We start from the raw sequence: 16913 nt of genomic DNA on the forward strand, positions 1-16913 counted from the left end.
CTTTTTCGCGGGAGAACAGAAATGGCCGAACCCAATAGCGAGGTTTGCGCGTCATGCGCTTACGACGTCCGTGCCGAACTCGGTGAGGGCCCCGTCTGGATCTCTGGCGAGAATGCCGTCTATTTCGTCGATATCAACGACTGCAAGGTCCATCGGTTCAGCCCGGTTCTGGGCGAGGCCTGTCACTGGGCGGCGCCGGGCAAGGTGGCGTTTCTCATGCCCGTCGAGGATGGCAGCTTTCTCGCAGGGCTGCCGGATGGGCTCTATCGCTTCGACCCCAAGGAAGGCAGCTTCACCAAAACGCTCGATGTCGAGCCCGAGCTGCCCGGCAACCGCCTGAACGATGGTTGCGTCGATCTGCATGGGCGGGGATGGTTCGGTACGATGGACGATTCTGAAGAAGACCCATCAGGGTCGCTTTACAGCGTGACACATGAGGCAAGCGGATTTGTACTGAGGAAGCACGATACGGGCTATGTCGTGTCGAATGGCCCGACCGTCTCGCCTGACGGAAAGCATCTTTATGCCTGTGATACGCCAAACGGGGTGATCTACCGCTTCGATATCACGGCCGAAGGCGAGCTCCATAACAAGCAGGTCTTTGTCCGTGTTCCCGAGGAGGAGGGTTATCCCGATGGGGTGGTGGCGGATTGCGAAGGCAATGTCTGGTGCTCGACATGGAGCGGTGGGCATGTACGCTGTTTTACCCCGGAAGGGTCAGAGCGTTTCGCCATCCGCATCCCGGCAGCCAACGTAACAAAGGTGTGTTTTGGTGGTGATGACCGCAAGACGGCCTATGTGACGACGGCCCGCAAGGGCGTGTCAGAGCAGGGTCTTGCTGCCCAGCCGCGCTCTGGCAGTCTTTTCACCTTTCGGCTGATAAGGCTGGCCTGCCTCAACATTGTATCGCGCTGTCAGCCTAGTAGAAGCTCCTTGAGCAGCGGGATCAGAGGCCTGTCAGGGGCAGGCATAGGATAAGCATCAAGCTGGTCTGCGGTAACCCAGGCCAGTGCTTGCCCTTCTTTACCGGCAGGCTGGCCGCGCCAGCGTCTGCAGACATAAAGCGGCATCAGGAGATGGCGCGCGCCGATATTTTCCGAGACGAAGGTAAAAGGTGCGAGACAGCCAGACGCGATATCGATCCCGAGTTCCTCGTGCATTTCGCGTATCAGCGCCTGTTCCGGTGCCTCATGCGGCTCCACCTTGCCACCAGGAAACTCCCATAGCCCTGCGAGGGGCTTCCCGGGCGGTCGTTGCGCCAGAAGGATGCGGCCTGCAGCGTCGATCAATACGCCAGCGACGACAAGCAGGATGCGCGGGGCGGCTGGATCGTTTCGGTTCGCGACCATTGTCGTTGCGCGCTCTCTGCAATAGGTCAGAACGGGGTACGGGTCCGGTCCGCGTGAGAGAAACGGCACGCGCGTCGTGCCCGAGCGCACGAACGCCATTCTTTCAAGTAGCGCGATAGAAGCCAGATTATCTTCCGCAACATCGGCGAGAATATGAGAAACGGGCAGGGTATCGAACGCCCAGTCCACAACCGGGCGGACGCAGGCTGTCGCGACTCCCTTTTGCCAATAAGGACGCCCGACCCAATAGCCGATCCTGGCGCCCTGATTGGGATGACCAAGCGAAAGGCCGATACAGCCGATCAGGGTCTCACCCTCGCATATGGCGAAATGCCAGGCTGTGCCCGCTGTCTGGCGATCGATGGTGCTCATGATCCACTGATCGGCCAATTCCCTGGGATAGGGAAAGGGGAGGTGGCTGAGCATACGCACCACACTCCAGTCATTGACCAGACGATGCACCGCCGCGCCATCATCGGCGCGGAGGGGGCGGAGTGTATAGGGGGCGACGTCGAGCGAGAGGCTCATTCTACAGAGTTACTCCGCGGCGGCTGTGTCCGGCTGGACACCCGAGCGCCGCAAGAGATCGCGCAACGCATTGATGACCGGGAAGACCTCCTGGTTACGGTCCCCGCCCAGTTCGCGCCAGGCATTCTGCTCAAGCTCCACGATCTCGCGGTCTTCGGCAAAGATGCGGTTGGTGAATCCAACCAGAAGCGGCCAGGCGAGTTCGAGCGCCCCCTTCAGCTTGGGGCGACGAATCGACAGCAGCCCGAAAACGCGGCAGGTCAGGTGGTCTTCGTCCTGCGGCACATAGACGATCCACAGATCCATGACCGGCGGTTCGTCTTCCGTGCGAATATGCAGCGTCTGATAAGGATAGACGGTGCGGATCGTCATGACATCGCGATGGGCGAATTTGGCACTCGCATCGCGACGTTCGCCGAAGATCAGTGCTTCACCCCAGGGCTGCTTACCACCCACGCGTGCGAAACTGTAGCGCGCCTCGACCATGCGGGGTTCGTTCTCCCCGCCCAGATAGCGCGGCTTCATCTTGCCCATCTGCTTCGAGTGCATGAACTGATGATTCATATCCATCAGATTTTCATGCATGAAGCTGTAATGGCACTTCACCTGTTCACCGAAGCGTCGGGTCTTGTAGGCCGGATCGGCCACCGATCCGAGCTGGGGGAAAGGCGTAGTTTCGGCTTTTTCGGCATCGCCGGGAAAGACGAAAATCAGCCTTCGACTTCGCGGCAAGGATAGGTGCGCACGCCATTTGGAAGCTTGCCCTTGCCAAGATAGGGAACGTCGATGCAGCGTCCGGAGCGACCATAGGCCCAGCCATGATAGCAGCACTGCACGGCCTCACCCTCGACACGGCCCTTGCTGAGCGGCACCTGACGATGCGCGCATCGGTCTTCAAGTGCGAAGACGCTGCCTTCCTGCGGGCGGATAAGCGCGATGGGCTGACCGGCAAAGCGCGTGGCGATGGTCTTGCCCTTCTTGAGCTCGTGCGACCAGGCGACAGGATACCAGTAATTCGGATCGCATTTGACCCGTCGCAGATCGACCGTGTCCTTGCCCAGCCGTATGGCGTCTGAGCAGCGTTGTTCAGCCGGCTTGTGGGTCGTGGTGTCGAGAGTAAGGCTTTCCGTCATGGGTATTCCTGTCGTGACCTCCTCCTGGCTGGCATCCTTGGCAGGTGCGTCCCCTGAAACCCAGCCCTGAGATTGTGCATGATGATACGCAACCCGACACTAGCAGGCTTGCGGCAAAGGGGAACAGCGCCTTTATGGCACAGGGGCGAGGCGAGCAAGTTTCATGCGGGCGCGTTGGGACAAGAGAAAGAATATTGCGTCAGAGAGGCGGTTTACGCTGGCTTTGTGCAACAAACTGTGTTTTTTTTGTCGCAATCGATCCGATAGCGAAAGAAATATCCTTTTCGATGTTGTAACGATTTTTCATTACTGCATAGACTGTCCCCTGTTGAAGTTCCCATGGAGAGACAGCTCGAACGATGTTCACAAAACGAAGAATACTTGCGGCAGCGACCCTTCTCTCCCTTCCTTTCGGGTTCACTTATGCTCAGGCTGCCACCCAGCCGGCTGAACAGACGACGCCCAAAGCGAAAAAGACCGCCACAGCCCATAGCAGGACGTCGATCGGCTCAGGCCAGGCTCTGGCTTCGGTTCCGAAAATCCGCACACGCAAGGCCCGCGATGCGAGCGGCGACAGCGGTGAATCCGTCATTGTGACCGGCACTCATGCGTTCAACCGCAAGGCGCGGGACAGCGCTGTGCCGGTAACGGTCGTTTCTGCTGCCACACTGCGTCGTTCGGGCCAGCTCAACCTTGCCGATGCCATCACGCGTGTCGATCCGTCGATTACGGTCACAGCCAATGGCGCCGATGCCGGGGCGCTGACCTCCGCAATTCGTATGCGTGGTCTCAACCCGAACGAAGTGCTGGTGCTGGTCGACGGCAAGCGTCGCAATACGACCGCCAATATCTATGCCGATAACGGTCCGCAGCAGGGCTCGACGCCCGTCGATCTGAACATGATCCCGGCAGGGGCCATCGATCACATTGAAATTCTGCGTGATGGCGCAGCCGCACTTTATGGGTCGGATGCTATTGCGGGCGTTGTGAACATCATCACCAAGAAGACCAATCATGGGATCAACACCGTCGCTCAGACCGGCGCCAATGCGTATAACGGCGATGGCTGGCAGTATCTGATCGGCGCCGATGGCGGTCTGAAATGGGGCAATGACGGCTTCGTTCATCTGAGTGGTCAGGTCTATCACACCGATCACTGGGTCTCGAACCTCAAGAGCACCAACGATCATCGCTGGACTCCGACTTCGAGCTGGCCTGCGAACTCGAACAAGATTCTCTCCAACCCCGAGGAGACGCGCGAAAATCTCTCCATCGAATGGGGCAAGGGCATCACGGAAGGCATCGAGACCTATGGTCTGATCACCTATGCCCATCGTCACTCCGAGGCCTATGAAAACTATCGTACCCCCACCGTGGCACCGAGCGCCTTCCCTTATGGGTTCTCGCCGCTCGAGACCATTGAAGAGAATGATTTTCAGGCCAATCTGGGCATCAAGGGCGATAATCTCTTCGGCTTCAGCTGGGATCTGAGTACGCTCTACGGTCAGGATGACGACGATATCGGGAACAAGAACACCTTCAACCCGAATTACTACAAGGCGTATGGCTTCTCGCCGACCACCGTGCGTGCCCAGAGCTATTCGCTCGCCCAGTGGACCAGCAATTTCGACGCGCGACGCAATTTCCGTATTGCCGATGTCGTGCCGATGACGCTGGCCTTCGGAGCCGAGCATCGCCTCGAGATGTACAAGATCAAGGCGGGCGAGCCGGCCTCGTATGAGCTGGGCGGCACGCAGGGTTTTGCCGGTCTTACGCCGCAGAATGCAGGGCAGTGGCAGCGTAACATCTGGGCTGGTTATCTGGACGGCGATTTCCACCCGCTGCCGCACTGGGATCTCGATTTTGCCGGGCGCTTCGAGCATTACACCGACATGGGTAACACCGAGAACGGCAAGGTCACGACGCGGTACGACATCACCAGCAAGCTGGCGATCCGTGGCACGATCAGCAACGGTTTCCGTGCGCCGACCATGCCCGAGCAATATTATTCGGCGCTCAACGTGTCGCCGACCGGTGCTTCGGGTCTCCTTCAGACGGTTGGCGCTGCTGGCCAGACTATCGGTGCCCAGCGTCTGAAGCCTGAGAGATCGACCAGCGCCGAGGGTGGTATTATTGCCGAGCCGCTCAAGGACTGGCACGTCTCGGTTGACGTCTATCAGATCAACATCCGCGATCGCATTATCGGCTCGGCTACAGTCAATGGTCAGACCGCGCTGGACGCCATCGCCCTTACCGGCGTCAATCTGCCGAGTGGGATCGAGCTGGACAACGTGACGGCGAATTACTTTGCCAATGTGGCCAGCACGCGTACACAGGGGCTCGATCTGCAATCGGATTATCTGCTGCATCTGCATCGCTTCGGGACGCTTAATCTCAGCGCGATGCTCAACCTCAACCGCACGCGCATCAGCCACATCAATACCAATGCTTTCGGCGATCCTGCCGCGAATGCCCAGACGGTGGGTTATCTCACCACGGGTTCACCGCGCAGCAAGCTGATCCTGAACGCTTACTGGACCTATCACCAGTGGGACGTGAACCTGCGTCAGACCCGTTACGGCGAGACCAAGTCGCTGATGACCTATGAAGATCTGGCTCCGGCTGCGCTCAAATACTCCAATACTGAATGGGCCGAATTCAAGAACACCCCGACCTGGCTGACCGATCTTGAAGTTGGTTATCGCTTTACCGAGCACTGGCACTTCGCTATCGGCGCGAACAACATCTTCAACCAGCGCCCGCGTCACGTGAACCCGACACTTAATTATCTGGGGCCGAAGATTTACGATACCGACTCGTCTGGTGTCCCGATTTATGGCGCCTATTACTACGGTCGCCTGAACGCGACGTTCTGATCGGATATCAGCTGGTGCAGGGGCCGATTCTCCGGCCCCCGTGAGTGCATCATGTTTTTCAGGGTTGCCCCTGACCGGGCTGGTGCCAAACCAGTCCGGTTCTTCTCATCCGAGTGTCGCGCTCAGATGATCAATGAATTGGGCAGCCACGCGCCCCGAGCGGCCGCCGCGTTCCATGGCCCATTCCAGTGCGTGGCGATGCAGGGCCTCCTTGGAGATTTCAAGCTTGCGATGGGCGGCATAGCCATCGACGATGGCAAGATAGGTCTCCTGATTGCAGCCATGCACGCCGATCCAGAGCCCGAAGCGGTCTGACAGTGAGACTTTTTCCTCTACGGCTTCCTGCGGGTTGATGGCGCTGCCGCTCTCGTTTTCCATCATGTCGCGCGGCATCAGATGGCGCCGGTTCGAAGTGGCGTAAAACAGCACATTCTCCGGTCGTCCCATGATACCACCATCGAGAACCGATTTGAGCGATTTGTAATCGGCGTCCTGCGTCTCGAAAGAGAGATCATCGCAGAACACGATACAGCGTCGGGGCTGGGCGCGCAGAATATCCAGAAGTCGGGGCAGGGTGGAGAGATCGTCGCGCTGGATTTCGATCAGAACCAGTGCGTGGGGATGCGCTCGATTGGCTTCGGCAAAGCAGGCTTTGACTAGCGAGGATTTGCCCATTCCTCGCGCACCCCAGAGCATGACGTTATTGCCGCTTCGGCCCGCCGCGAAATGACGCGTATTTTCAAGCACAAGCCTTGTCTGTCGGTCGATACCGCGCAGCAAGGAGAGATCGACCCCCTGAACCTGTGCGACGGCGCGCAATGTCGCGGCGCTGCCTTGCCACATGAAGGCGTCGCTGCCTTCGAGGGTCGCCGGGCTGGCGGGAGCGGGAGACAGGCGCTCGAGTGCGCTGGCGATGCGCTCGAGTTTTTCGATCAGAACGACGTCCATGGGTGTGTCCCTTGCTCCGTGACTATGCTTGACGAGCGGGCGCGACCTATTATGGTCCGGGCCAATCGGGCTGGCTTTCGGGCGCGTCCGGTCCCTTATCTATCGACATATGGAAGAAACGCATGCTCGCCAACAGCGGGATTATCTCATTCCTCCCGATGATCCTCGTGTTCGTCGTGTTCTATTTCGTGCTCATTCGCCCGCAGCAGTCGCGCCAGAAAGAGCTCAAGGCCCAGCTCAATGCCCTGCGCCGTGGTGACCGCATTGTGACCAGCGGTGGCATTATTGGTACGGTGCAGCTTTCACGCGACGGCACGAAGGAGATCGAGGTCGAGATCGCTCCCGGCGTGAAGATCCAGCTGATGCGTGAAAACGTGTCGCAGGTTCTGACCAGCACGGCAAAGCCTGCCAATGACGGTGCCAAGGCTGCCAAGTAATTCTGGCCTCGACGTTAGATCCGGGTACCAGAAACAGAAAAACCGGCCTCCGCGAGGAAGCCGGTTTTTTGTTGACCCGTTGCGGGATCAGGCGGAAAGCAGTTCCGCCTCGGCGAACTCGTAATTGGCGAGCTTGTCGAGATAGTTCGTGATGTAGTCCGGACGACGATTGCGGAAGTCCAGATAATAGGCGTGCTCCCACACATCGAGGCCGAGCAGCGCGCGTCCCTGGCCTTCAGCGAGCGGGTTCGAGCCATTGGGGGTCTTGGTGACGGCGAGCTTGCCATCGGCGCCAAGAACGAGCCATGCCCAGCCCGAACCGAACTGCGAGATCGCAGCCTGCTTGAAGGCGGCCTTGAACGCATCGAGACCACCCAGATCGGAATCGATCTTGGCGGCGAGCTTAGAGGGTATCTGACCGCCATTCGGGGCAAGGTTCTTCCAGAACAGGATATGGTTCCAGTGCTGACCCGCATTGTTGAAGACAGGAGCCTGAGCGGCGTCGCCCTTCACGGCGAGAATGATTTCTTCGAGGCTCTTGCCCTGAAGCTCCGGCTTGGCTTCGACAAAGCCGTTCAGCGCCGTGACATAGGCCTGATGGTGCTTGCCGTGATGCAGCTCAAGGGTTTCCTGGCACATGCCCGAAGCGGCAAGGGCGCTGGTCTGGTAGGGGAGGGACGGCAGTTCGAAAGCATGGTGCGTCTCCTGGACTATCATGGTGGGGACAAAGCGGAGCTGCTTGGTCTCCCAAGGCAGCTATGTTGCCAGACGGGTTTCGTCAACCCGTCGGGGCCCGACGGTGATCACGCTTTTCCGGAAGGATCCGGCTGGTGCACCACACTCTTTTCGATCGCGCCGAGCAAGGCCGCGTAATCGTCATTGGCGTGGCGTTTGCTGGAGAGCGCGAGGGCCTGATCAGCAACAGCAATAGAAGGGCAGAAGCTGTGTGTGCTGCGCGCTGCCGAAACGAGCAACCCCATATCCTTCGACATCAGGCGTGTCGGAAACTGGGCGGTGAAATCGCCGCGTTCGGCACCGGCCAGTTTGCGCTTGTGATGAGGTGAGATCACCGCGACCTGCGCAAGGGCCTCATAGAGCATTGCGCGATCCAGACCGCTCGACAGTCCGTATCCGACAGCCTCGGCAATGACATTGAGCGTGGCTCCCATGATACCGTTGATGACGAGTTTGAGCCGCGTTCCTGCGCCGACCCCTCCTGCATGAATGCTCAATTTGCCGATGGCGCTCAATACAGGACGAGCGGCCTCAAGGTCGTCATGTGACGCGCCAACCAGCATGACAAGCTCGCCCTTCTCGGCTTCAGGGGTGCTTCCTGACATCGGAGAATCGACAAAGCGCAATCCCGTGCTCTGCGCGAGAGCGTGCAGCTTGTCGGTCGCTTCTGGCGAAATCGTACTGGTATTGAGAACGAGCGTGCCAGCGCGGGCTCCGGCAAGGATCCCTTCATCGCCTTCGACCGATGCAAAGACCGCGGCGTCATTAGGTACGCAGAGGATGAGAATATCCGATTGCGCTGCAAGTGTGGAGGCCGTTTTCACCACGGGCGTCTGTGCATCCTGTTGTCGGCCCGACGGCGTATAGGCGCTCACGCCGAAACCGGCCTTTCTGAGGTTTTGCCCCATGAGAGCGCCCATGGCGCCGTAGCCGACAAAGCCGATCTGTTGTCCAGTCATTCTCGTCATACCTTTTCACGCATTGTGCTGCTGACTAAAGCACCGACGTGACACAGGTTGCGCGCCCGAAGGACTAAACCGACAGCGCCGCTCCGAGAGCGGGGGGTATTTGTGCAAGTAGTGCTGCTATTGTGTCAATATGTTTCCCTTGCGCGGCGGGGAGGTTGGCCAGCACCAGCCGTCAGGCAGGGCGGTCATTTTGCCGGGGCGGAAAGGAACGCGAGTCCACCCCATGCCATAGGCACTGATGGTGGAAAGATGCGCTGCAACACCGAACGTGATCACCAGTTTCAGGTTGGTTAGGGATGCAAGCAACTCGCCCAGGCTAATTGCTTCGACATCCTGCATCGCAGAACGGATCGACCAGTCCGACCGCGCTCTTTCGAGATGATGAAAGACGATCCTCGTATCAATTATTCGGACGCTCTGCCGGCACATTTGTGTCTCTATTCCGTCCCGCAGGCCTGGTGAGACTTCGGCGAGACTTACGACGAGAATGCAGGCCTTCTCGTGGCCGGAAGCTGTTCTGTCCATATCGAAGCGGTCATCGAGCCTGAAGAAGCGTATCAGTCTTCAAGGTCGTCATCGGTTACGATATCAGCTGGGTGACGTACCGGGGCGGAGCGTGTTCTGGCTGGGGCATCGCCCTGGCGTCGCGTGAATTCACCTGCGATGTCGCCCAGCTCGATGAACTGATCGACCTGACGGCGTAAATCGTCACCGATGAGCGACGGAGAGGAACGCAGGGACGATACGGCTGTGACGCGTACACCACGCCGCTGAATGGCCTCTACGACGCGGCGAAGATCGGCATCACCACTGAAGATCACGGCATGATCGATCCGGTCAGCGAGCTCCATGAGGTCGACTGCAAGCTCGACATCCATGTTGCCCTTCAACCGGCGTCTGCCGGTCTGATCGGTGAATTCCCGGGCGTTCTTGGTAACCAGCATGAAACCGTTATAGGCCAGCCAGTCAGTCAGGGGTTTGAGTGGCGAATACTCCTCGGTTTCCGGGATTGCGGCATAATAATAGGCGCGCAATAGTTTTGTATTTGTTTTGAAATAACGCAGCAATCTTCTGTAGTCTACTTCAAATCCAATAGTCTTGGCGGTATAATATAGGCTCGAACCATCTATAAATACGGCAGTTCTCTCATTTTTATCGAGCATCTTTTACCTATCGCAGAAAAACTGTGACGTTTAGCGGTTGTCACAGAAAAAATAATCTCAAACTGTGGTTTAACGAATTCTGAACCGAGAATACAGCAATATCATTGCTTTATCGCCACTTGTCATCTTATCGTCCCCGTCGCTTTTGTTGGTCTGCCAATCCGCATTCGTTGCACTTGTGTCCGCAGCGTGGTCCGATAGAGGGAATGTTTGCTCGGAACGGGTATTTGTGATAGCCGATGCAATTCTCGTGGATCTGCGTATATTGGTTGGGAAAAGTTTATGGCACGCGTAACCGTTGAAGACTGCATCGAAAAGGTTCCGAACCGCTTCGAGCTCGTTCTCCTTGCTGCGCAGCGCGCCCGCGGCCTTTCACGCGGCGAGGAAATGACTCTCGAACGCGATAACGACAAGAACCCGGTGGTTGCCCTGCGCGAAATCGCAGAAGAAAAAGTCAATCTGGGCGCGCTCAAGGACGGTATCGTACGTTCCCTTGCCCGTGCGCCTGAGCCTGAGCCGGTTGACGAAGAGGTCATGGATCTCATTCCGACCGATCAGAATATTTTCGGTCTGCAGGATGTTTCTACCGAGGAAGAGCATGCCCATATGGCGGAGACGATGTCCCCGGCCGAGCTGGAAGCGTCCTTTGAAGCGGAATTCGGAGGGCGCGGCCGCCGCTAATCTCTTGCGATACCGGGCCTTTTTGTGGTCCGGTATCGTTTCTGCGCCTGACGAAATCCGGGCCTGATCGAAACTGGGAGAGAGCACCGGCATGTCTGACACCCTTCTCCCTGACGCTGAAATGCCGGCCTCAATTCCGTCAATTTCCGGTTTGCTGCGCCGCATCGCAGGTTACGATCCTCACGCAGACCTCGCTCGCGTTGAAGAAGCCTACGCAGTGGCCGAAAAGGCGCATCGTGAACAAAAGCGCGATAACGGCGAACCCTACATCATTCACCCGATCGCCGTCGCTAATATCCTCGCGGGTTTCCGCATGGACGTGCCGTCCATCGTGGTGGGACTGCTTCACGATACGGTCGAAGATACAGGCATCACCCAGGCGTTTTTGAAGGAGCGTTTTGGTGAGACGGTCGCCAGTCTCGTCGATGGTGTGACCAAACTGACCAGGCTCGAGCTTCAGTCGGACCGTACCAAACAGGCCGAAAATTTCCGCAAGCTCGTTCTGGCGATGTCACGCGATATCCGCGTGCTTATTGTCAAGCTTGCCGACCGTCTTCACAATATGCGTACGCTGCATTACGTGCAGCGTCAGGATAGACGCCTGCGTATTGCGCGCGAGACCATGGATATCTATGCGCCGCTCGCTGAGCGCATCGGTATGGATCGGGTCAAGACGGAGCTGCAGAATCTCTCTTTCGAGCAACTGGAGCCTGAGGCCGATGCTACGATCCGGGCACGGTTGAATTTTCTGCGCGGGCACGGTGCCGATATTATCGAGCAAATTCGCGCGGAGCTTAAAGCGCTCTGTGCCGAGGTCGGTCTCGACCATGTCGATGTAACGGGGCGTGAAAAATCGCCCTTTTCGATCTGGGCAAAAATGCAGAAGCGCAATGTCGCTTTTGAGCAGCTCTCGGACATCATGGCATTCCGTGTGATCGTGCCGTCGCGTGATGCCTGTTACGCTGCGCTTGGCGCCATTCATGGCGCGTATCCCATGATCGCCGGGCGCTTCAAGGACTACATTTCGACCCCGAAGGCAAATGGCTACCAGAGTCTCCATACGGGAGTTACGCTGCGTCAGCCACGCAATCAGAAGATCGAAATCCAGATACGCACCGCCGATATGCATGATTTTGCCGAAAACGGTGTGGCGTCCCATTGGGCCTATAAGGAGCGCGATGCAGCGCAGGCTTCGAGCAGTGAAGTCGCTGCGCTGGGGTTGAACAAGCTGCGCTGGGTGCAAGATCTTCTTGAAATTCTCGAAGATTCCGAAGCGCCAGACGAGTTCCTCGAGAACACCAAGCTTGAGCTCTATCAGGATCAGGTTTTCTGCTTTACGCCCAAGGGCCAGCTCATTTCCCTGCCGCGCCGCGCAACGCCAGTCGATTTCGCTTACGCCGTGCATAGCCAGGTGGGCGATGCTTGCGTGGGCGCCAAGATCAATGGCCGATTGATGCCGCTGCGGCATGAGTTGCAGAACGGCGATCAGGTCGAAATCATGACCGCGCGTGGGGGAACGCCTTCCGCCTCATGGGAGCGTTTTGTGGTTACCGGCAAGGCGCGGGCGCGTATCCGGCGCTACGTCGCGCTTCAGCAGCGTCAGGTCAATCTCGACACGGGGCGCACCGCTCTGGCCAAGGCTTTTCGTCAGGAAGGTGTCGATGGCAGTGAGAAGGTGCTTGAGACCCTCCTGCGTGATCTGCGTCAGCCGAGTATCGAAGATCTTTATGTGGCCGTGGGCACGGGGCAACTCGGGCCGCGTGACGTTGTCAACGCTGCTTATCCCGAACTGCGCCAGACCCACCGCGCGCCGCGTATGGTTCCGGGCCTATCGGGGCGTCTCGGTGGCGGTATCGGCGCCCCGGCACGCTATGGCGCGAAGAGCGGCTCGATCATCAATGGTATCGGGTCGGGAATTGCCACTCACTTCGCCGGATGTTGTCACCCGTTGCCGGGCGATCCTATCGTGGGGATCATTGCGCAGGGCAAGGGCGTTACCATCCATCAGCGTCACTGCCAGAATCTCAGCGCGTTCTCTTCCACACCCGAGCGTTTTCTCGAAATCGACTGGGACTACGAGGCCTTGGCGCAGGGTGAGCGTGGCGCCCCGCATATCGGCCGGGTGAGTGTGATCGCGGCTAATGAATCCGCTGTGCTGACAACGCTCACGAACACGGCCTCCAAACATAATGGCAGCGTGGTCAATCTGCGTATTCTCAACCGCCAGCTCGATTTCATGGAAATTCTTGTTGATCTTGAAGTGCGCGATGTTCGGCATCTTTCTGCGATGATCGCGGCGTTGCGTTCTGCCCAAGGTGTCATGCAGGTTGAGCGCACGAAGAACTGATCTGATGTCATGATACGGGGGATTGGCACGGATCTGTGTGACATGCGGCGCATTGCGCGCGCGCTCGAACGCTCAGGAGACCGCTTTCTGGAACGCGGCTTCACCCCCGCTGAAATAGCTTACGCCAATACGCGCAAGGGCGATGGGCGTCTCGGCATTCTGGCCAAACGCTGGGCGGCCAAGGAGGCCTGTGCAAAGGCGCTCGGGACCGGCTTTCGCAATGGCGTTGAACTGACAGATATCGAAGTGCGCCATGACGCGCTCGGCAAGCCGGTGCTGCATCTGAGCGGGAAGGCTGCCGAATATCTCAGCGCCCTGGCTCTGCCGGGAGAGCGCGCCGATATCCAGGTGAGTCTCAGTGACGAGACTCCGTATGCGATTGCCTATGTGATCGTGCAGTCGATCTCACAGCAAGCGTGATAGGCTGTCGCCAAATCCCCACTATCTGCGCTAAGAACCGGAAATGACCGAAATGAATCCGGAGGCTTCGCCCTCCAAGCGAAAAGAAGACACCCCTCTGGAGATCGTTCGCTTCGTTGCGATCTGGATCATCGTGTTGCTGGCGATACGAACGGTTTTTGTCGAACCGTTCAATATTCCGAGCGCGTCGATGATTCCGACCCTTCAGGTCGGCGACTACATCGTCGTCACCAAGTTCGATTATGGCTGGTCACGATTTTCGATGCCGTTCTCGCCTCATCTTTTTGACGGTCGTATCTGGGAGACGACACCGCATCGCGGCGATGTGGCTGTGTTCCGTTATACCCAGAATAACTCGATCGATTACATCAAGCGTATCATCGGTCTGCCTGGCGATCATATCCAGATGCGTGCGGGCGAGCTTTATCTGAATGGGACCCTGGTGCCGCGCCAGTCGCTCGGCGCCTATTCAGTGATGGACGAAAATCGTTTGCCCCAGACAGGCATACGGTATCTCGAGACTCTTCCCGGAAGCGCGGGTGCAGGCCCCGTCACGCATCAGATCCTGAAGCAGACTGATGAGGGCGAGCAGAACGACACGCGCGAATATATTGTGCCGGAAGGCTATTTTTTCGCGATGGGAGATAATCGGGATAATAGCGGCGACAGCCGGTTCCAGCGCGATAACGGTGTCGATCTCGGTTACGTCCCCATGGTCAATCTGGTTGGCAAGGCACGCTTTGTGTTCTTCTCCTACGAGGCCGTTCACCCTCTCTGGCAGTTCTGGCAGTGGCCGTTCGAGATACGGTGGAGCCATCTTTTTGCGACGATGCACTGAGGCTCTGTCATGAGTGGTCATGACGACAATCTCGATGCGCTTCAAAAGGCTCTCGGGCACCGCTTTGCGGATCAGGGGCTGCTGCGTCAGGCCCTGACCCATCGCTCCGCAGTGTCGTCACGGCAAGGGCGCCGCGCGCCGCGTGGTGGCGTGAAGTCGGTCGATACAGTCTCGAATGAGCGCCTTGAATTCATCGGCGACCGTGTCCTCGGGCTGCTTATGGCGGAATGGCTACTCGAGCAGTTTCCAAATGAGCCTGAGGGTGCGCTCGGGCCGCGTCACGCGTCCCTTGTGTCACGCAACGCGCTGGCGCCCATTGCCGAAAGTGTCGGCGTGGCCGGGGCACTGCGTATTGCCGAGCATGAGGAGCAGGCCAATATTCGCGGCCTCGCCAATGTGCAGGCCGATGCGATGGAAGCGCTGCTGGGCGCGATCTATCTCGATGGCGGGCTGGAGCCAGCGCGCCGCCTCGTACGCGAAAAATGGAATGATCTGCTTCTCTCGCAGATAACCCCGCCCAAAGACCCGAAGACGGCCTTGCAGGAATTTGTGCTTGCACGCGGCTCTGCCTTGCCGGAATACGAGACCCTGTTGATGGAAGGCCCTTCGCATGCTCCGCGCTTTACGGTTGCGGTTTCTGCTATGGGTGAGGCAGGTGAGGGCGTGGCAGGAAGCAAGCGCCAGGCCGAGAGCGAGGCGGCGACCGCCCTCCTCCGGCGATTGAACCGTAGCCGTAAAGGCACGAAGGATAGAAGATGACGACACGTTGTGGTTTCGTCGCCCTTGTCGGGGCGCCGAATGCCGGAAAATCTACTCTGATCAACCGCATGACCGGCACCAAATTGTCGATCGTGAGCCCCAAGGCGCAGACGACGCGTTTCAGGGTGCTTGGCATCCTGATGCGTCAGACCACGCAGATTCTGCTTGTCGATACGCCGGGCATTTTCAAGCCGAGACGCAAGCTTGATCGTGCAATGGTGGCGGCCGCCTGGACCGGATCTCAGGATGCCGATATCTCGCTTCTGCTGATCGACGCCAAGGCTGGTATTCGTGAGGAATCGCAGGCCGTCATTGAAACGCTTGCCAAGCAGAAGCGCCGCGTGTGGCTCGTACTGAACAAGACCGACCTGATCGGTGCCCAGCAGCTTCTGCCCCTGACCAAGGCGATCACCGAGCAACTGGCCGTCGAGCATGTCTTCATGCTGAGCGCCCGCTCTGGCGATGGTGTGGACGATCTGCTCGATAACCTTGCTGCGGAACTCCCCGAGGGGCCTTATCTTTATCCTGAAGACGATCTGACCGATCTGCCTGACCGTCTGCTGGCGGCTGAGCTGGTACGTGAACAGATCTTCATGCAGACGCATGAGGAAATTCCATATCAGGCCACTGTCGAGACCGAGAGCTTCAAGGAGCGTCCCGACGGTTCGGTGCGTATCGATGCGACGATTTATGTTTCCCGACCCGGTCACAAGGCCATCCTGATCGGCGAGGGCGGTCGCAAGATTCGCAGCATCGGCGAGCGGGCACGTCTCGATCTGGGGCGTCTGCTCGAGCGGCCTTGCCATCTTTTTCTCAACGTGCGCGAGCGTGCCGGTTGGGATGAGGAAAAGGCCAGACTGCGGGCGATCGGTCTGGATGACGCCTGAGAAGTTCTTGTGAGGACAGGCCGCGCCCTATAAGAGGGGCGCGGGTTGTGAAATGGCCGTCAAGAGACTGCAACGAAAGAGGATGCGATGACCGAAACTTCTGCACGCTACAAGCGCGTTCTTCTCAAGGTTTCGGGCGAGGCCCTCATGGGCAAGGGCTCTTTCGGCATCGAGCCGCAGATCGTTGAAGAAATTGCAAACGATGTTGCTCTGGTCTCACGCAGCGGCGTGCAGGTCTGCCTCGTGATTGGCGGTGGCAACATCTTCCGTGGCGTGGCGGCTGCCGCTAAGGGCATGGATCGTGCCCAGGGCGATTACGCCGGTATGCTGGCGACGGTCATCAACGCGCTGATGATGCAGAACGCGCTTGAAAAAGCGGGAATCGATACGCGCGTCATGTCGGCCATCCAGATGTCCTCGATCGCCGAACCCTATATCCGCCGTCGCGCCGTGCGTCATATGGAGAAGGGGCGCGTTGTCATCTTCGCAGCCGGAACGGGTAACCCCTTCTTCACGACCGATACAGCTGCTGCTCTGCGTGCGAATGAGATGGAATGCGATGTGCTGCTCAAGGGTACGCAGGTCGATGGTGTTTACTCTGCGGATCCGCGTCGCGTGCCTGACGCCGAGCGTTACGACGAGCTGTCCTATATGGATGTGCTCTCCCGCGATCTGAACGTGATGGATGCGACCGCTATTTCGCTCGCGCGTGAAAATCGTTTGCCGATCATCGTTTTCAATATTCATGCACCGGGAGCTTTTGCCAGCGTGATGCGAGGCGAAGGGCGCTTCACCCGGATTATCGAAACGGCTTGAACTGGACGCCTCCAGACGTCCCCCTTTG

Annotated in this window: 16 protein-coding genes and 1 pseudogene; 10 read left to right on the top strand and 7 right to left on the bottom strand. The window is 58.4% G+C overall.

Translation table 11 applies throughout. The annotated features are described in order from the left end of the window. Positions 1-21 precede the first annotated feature (21 nt). Positions 22-978 carry an SMP-30/gluconolactonase/LRE family protein gene (locus tag JCM25414_RS07410; RefSeq protein WP_025841215.1) on the top strand — a complete coding sequence of 319 codons (957 nt, stop codon included), beginning with the start codon at positions 22-24 and terminating at the stop codon, positions 976-978. On the opposite strand, the gene JCM25414_RS07415 is transcribed toward JCM25414_RS07410, so the two are convergent. Both JCM25414_RS07415 and JCM25414_RS18195 read right to left on the bottom strand, forming a co-directional pair. Then, positions 915-1877 carry a bifunctional GNAT family N-acetyltransferase/(deoxy)nucleoside triphosphate pyrophosphohydrolase gene (locus JCM25414_RS07415; RefSeq protein WP_025841216.1) on the bottom strand — a complete coding sequence of 321 codons (963 nt, stop codon included), beginning with the start codon at positions 1875-1877 and terminating at the stop codon, positions 915-917. The genes JCM25414_RS07410 and JCM25414_RS07415 overlap by 64 nt on opposite strands. Positions 1878-1886: 9 nt before the next feature. Next, positions 1887-2944: pseudogene (locus JCM25414_RS18195) on the bottom strand (Rieske 2Fe-2S domain-containing protein). A 425-nt stretch (positions 2945-3369) separates the two neighbouring features. On the opposite strand from JCM25414_RS18195, the gene JCM25414_RS07430 reads away from it, so the two are divergent. Further along, positions 3370-5886, top strand: a complete 2517-nt coding sequence (locus tag JCM25414_RS07430; protein ID WP_025841217.1) for a TonB-dependent receptor plug domain-containing protein — start codon at positions 3370-3372, stop codon at positions 5884-5886. A gap of 105 nt (positions 5887-5991) precedes the next feature. Here the strand turns inward: JCM25414_RS07430 and JCM25414_RS18200 are convergent, their stop codons facing one another. Next, positions 5992-6834, bottom strand: coding sequence for an ATP-binding protein (locus JCM25414_RS18200; protein WP_035442886.1), 843 nt, complete (start codon positions 6832-6834; stop codon positions 5992-5994). 122 nt (positions 6835-6956) lie between these two features. On the opposite strand from JCM25414_RS18200, the gene yajC reads away from it, so the two are divergent. Continuing rightward, positions 6957-7271, top strand: a complete 315-nt coding sequence (yajC, locus tag JCM25414_RS07440; protein ID WP_025841218.1) for a preprotein translocase subunit YajC — start codon at positions 6957-6959, stop codon at positions 7269-7271. 87 nt (positions 7272-7358) lie between these two features. Here yajC and JCM25414_RS07445 read toward each other — a convergent pair whose 3' ends face one another. The 4 genes from JCM25414_RS07445 to JCM25414_RS07460 all read right to left on the bottom strand — a co-directional run bounded on the left by JCM25414_RS07445 (position 7359) and on the right by JCM25414_RS07460 (position 10137). Further along, positions 7359-7988 carry a superoxide dismutase gene (locus JCM25414_RS07445; protein WP_025841219.1) on the bottom strand — a complete coding sequence of 210 codons (630 nt, stop codon included), beginning with the start codon at positions 7986-7988 and terminating at the stop codon, positions 7359-7361. An 86-nt stretch (positions 7989-8074) separates the two neighbouring features. Beyond that, positions 8075-8965: an NAD(P)-dependent oxidoreductase gene (locus tag JCM25414_RS07450; protein ID WP_025841220.1), complete on the bottom strand. Its 891-nt coding sequence runs from the start codon at positions 8963-8965 to the stop codon at positions 8075-8077. Between the two features lie 126 nt (positions 8966-9091). Then, a complete protein-coding gene (locus JCM25414_RS07455) occupies positions 9092-9499 on the bottom strand; it encodes a uracil-DNA glycosylase family protein (RefSeq protein ID WP_025841221.1) in 408 nt (135 codons plus the stop codon). A gap of 32 nt (positions 9500-9531) precedes the next feature. After that, positions 9532-10137, bottom strand: a complete 606-nt coding sequence (locus tag JCM25414_RS07460; protein ID WP_025841222.1) for a LabA-like NYN domain-containing protein — start codon at positions 10135-10137, stop codon at positions 9532-9534. A gap of 282 nt (positions 10138-10419) precedes the next feature. Here JCM25414_RS07460 and rpoZ point away from each other — a divergent pair, with 282 nt between their 5' ends. The 7 genes from rpoZ to pyrH all read left to right on the top strand — a co-directional run bounded on the left by rpoZ (position 10420) and on the right by pyrH (position 16885). Continuing rightward, positions 10420-10818, top strand: a complete 399-nt coding sequence (gene rpoZ, locus JCM25414_RS07465; RefSeq protein WP_025841223.1) for a DNA-directed RNA polymerase subunit omega — start codon at positions 10420-10422, stop codon at positions 10816-10818. 91 nt (positions 10819-10909) lie between these two features. Beyond that, on the top strand, positions 10910-13165 hold the full coding sequence (locus JCM25414_RS07470; protein WP_025841224.1) for a RelA/SpoT family protein: 2256 nt from the start codon (positions 10910-10912) through the stop codon (positions 13163-13165). Between the two features lie 9 nt (positions 13166-13174). Then, complete coding sequence (acpS, locus tag JCM25414_RS07475; protein WP_025841225.1) at positions 13175-13585, top strand: holo-ACP synthase; 411 nt, start codon at positions 13175-13177, stop codon at positions 13583-13585. A gap of 43 nt (positions 13586-13628) precedes the next feature. Next, complete coding sequence (gene lepB, locus JCM25414_RS07480) at positions 13629-14423, top strand: signal peptidase I (protein WP_025841226.1); 795 nt, start codon at positions 13629-13631, stop codon at positions 14421-14423. A 9-nt stretch (positions 14424-14432) separates the two neighbouring features. Beyond that, the gene (gene rnc, locus JCM25414_RS07485; RefSeq protein ID WP_025841227.1) at positions 14433-15182 is read left to right on the top strand and encodes a ribonuclease III; all 750 of its coding nucleotides are present in this window, start codon (positions 14433-14435) and stop codon (positions 15180-15182) included. Continuing rightward, complete coding sequence (era, locus tag JCM25414_RS07490; protein ID WP_025841228.1) at positions 15179-16069, top strand: GTPase Era; 891 nt, start codon at positions 15179-15181, stop codon at positions 16067-16069. Before rnc ends, era begins: the two co-directional genes overlap by 4 nt. An 87-nt stretch (positions 16070-16156) precedes the next feature. Further along, positions 16157-16885 (top strand): UMP kinase, encoded by a 729-nt coding sequence (pyrH, locus tag JCM25414_RS07495; protein WP_025841229.1) that lies wholly within the window; start codon positions 16157-16159, stop codon positions 16883-16885. Positions 16886-16913 lie beyond the last annotated feature (28 nt).

It is taken from the genome of Asaia platycodi JCM 25414 (assembly GCF_000614545.1).
GTDB lineage: Bacteria > Pseudomonadota > Alphaproteobacteria > Acetobacterales > Acetobacteraceae > Asaia > Asaia platycodi.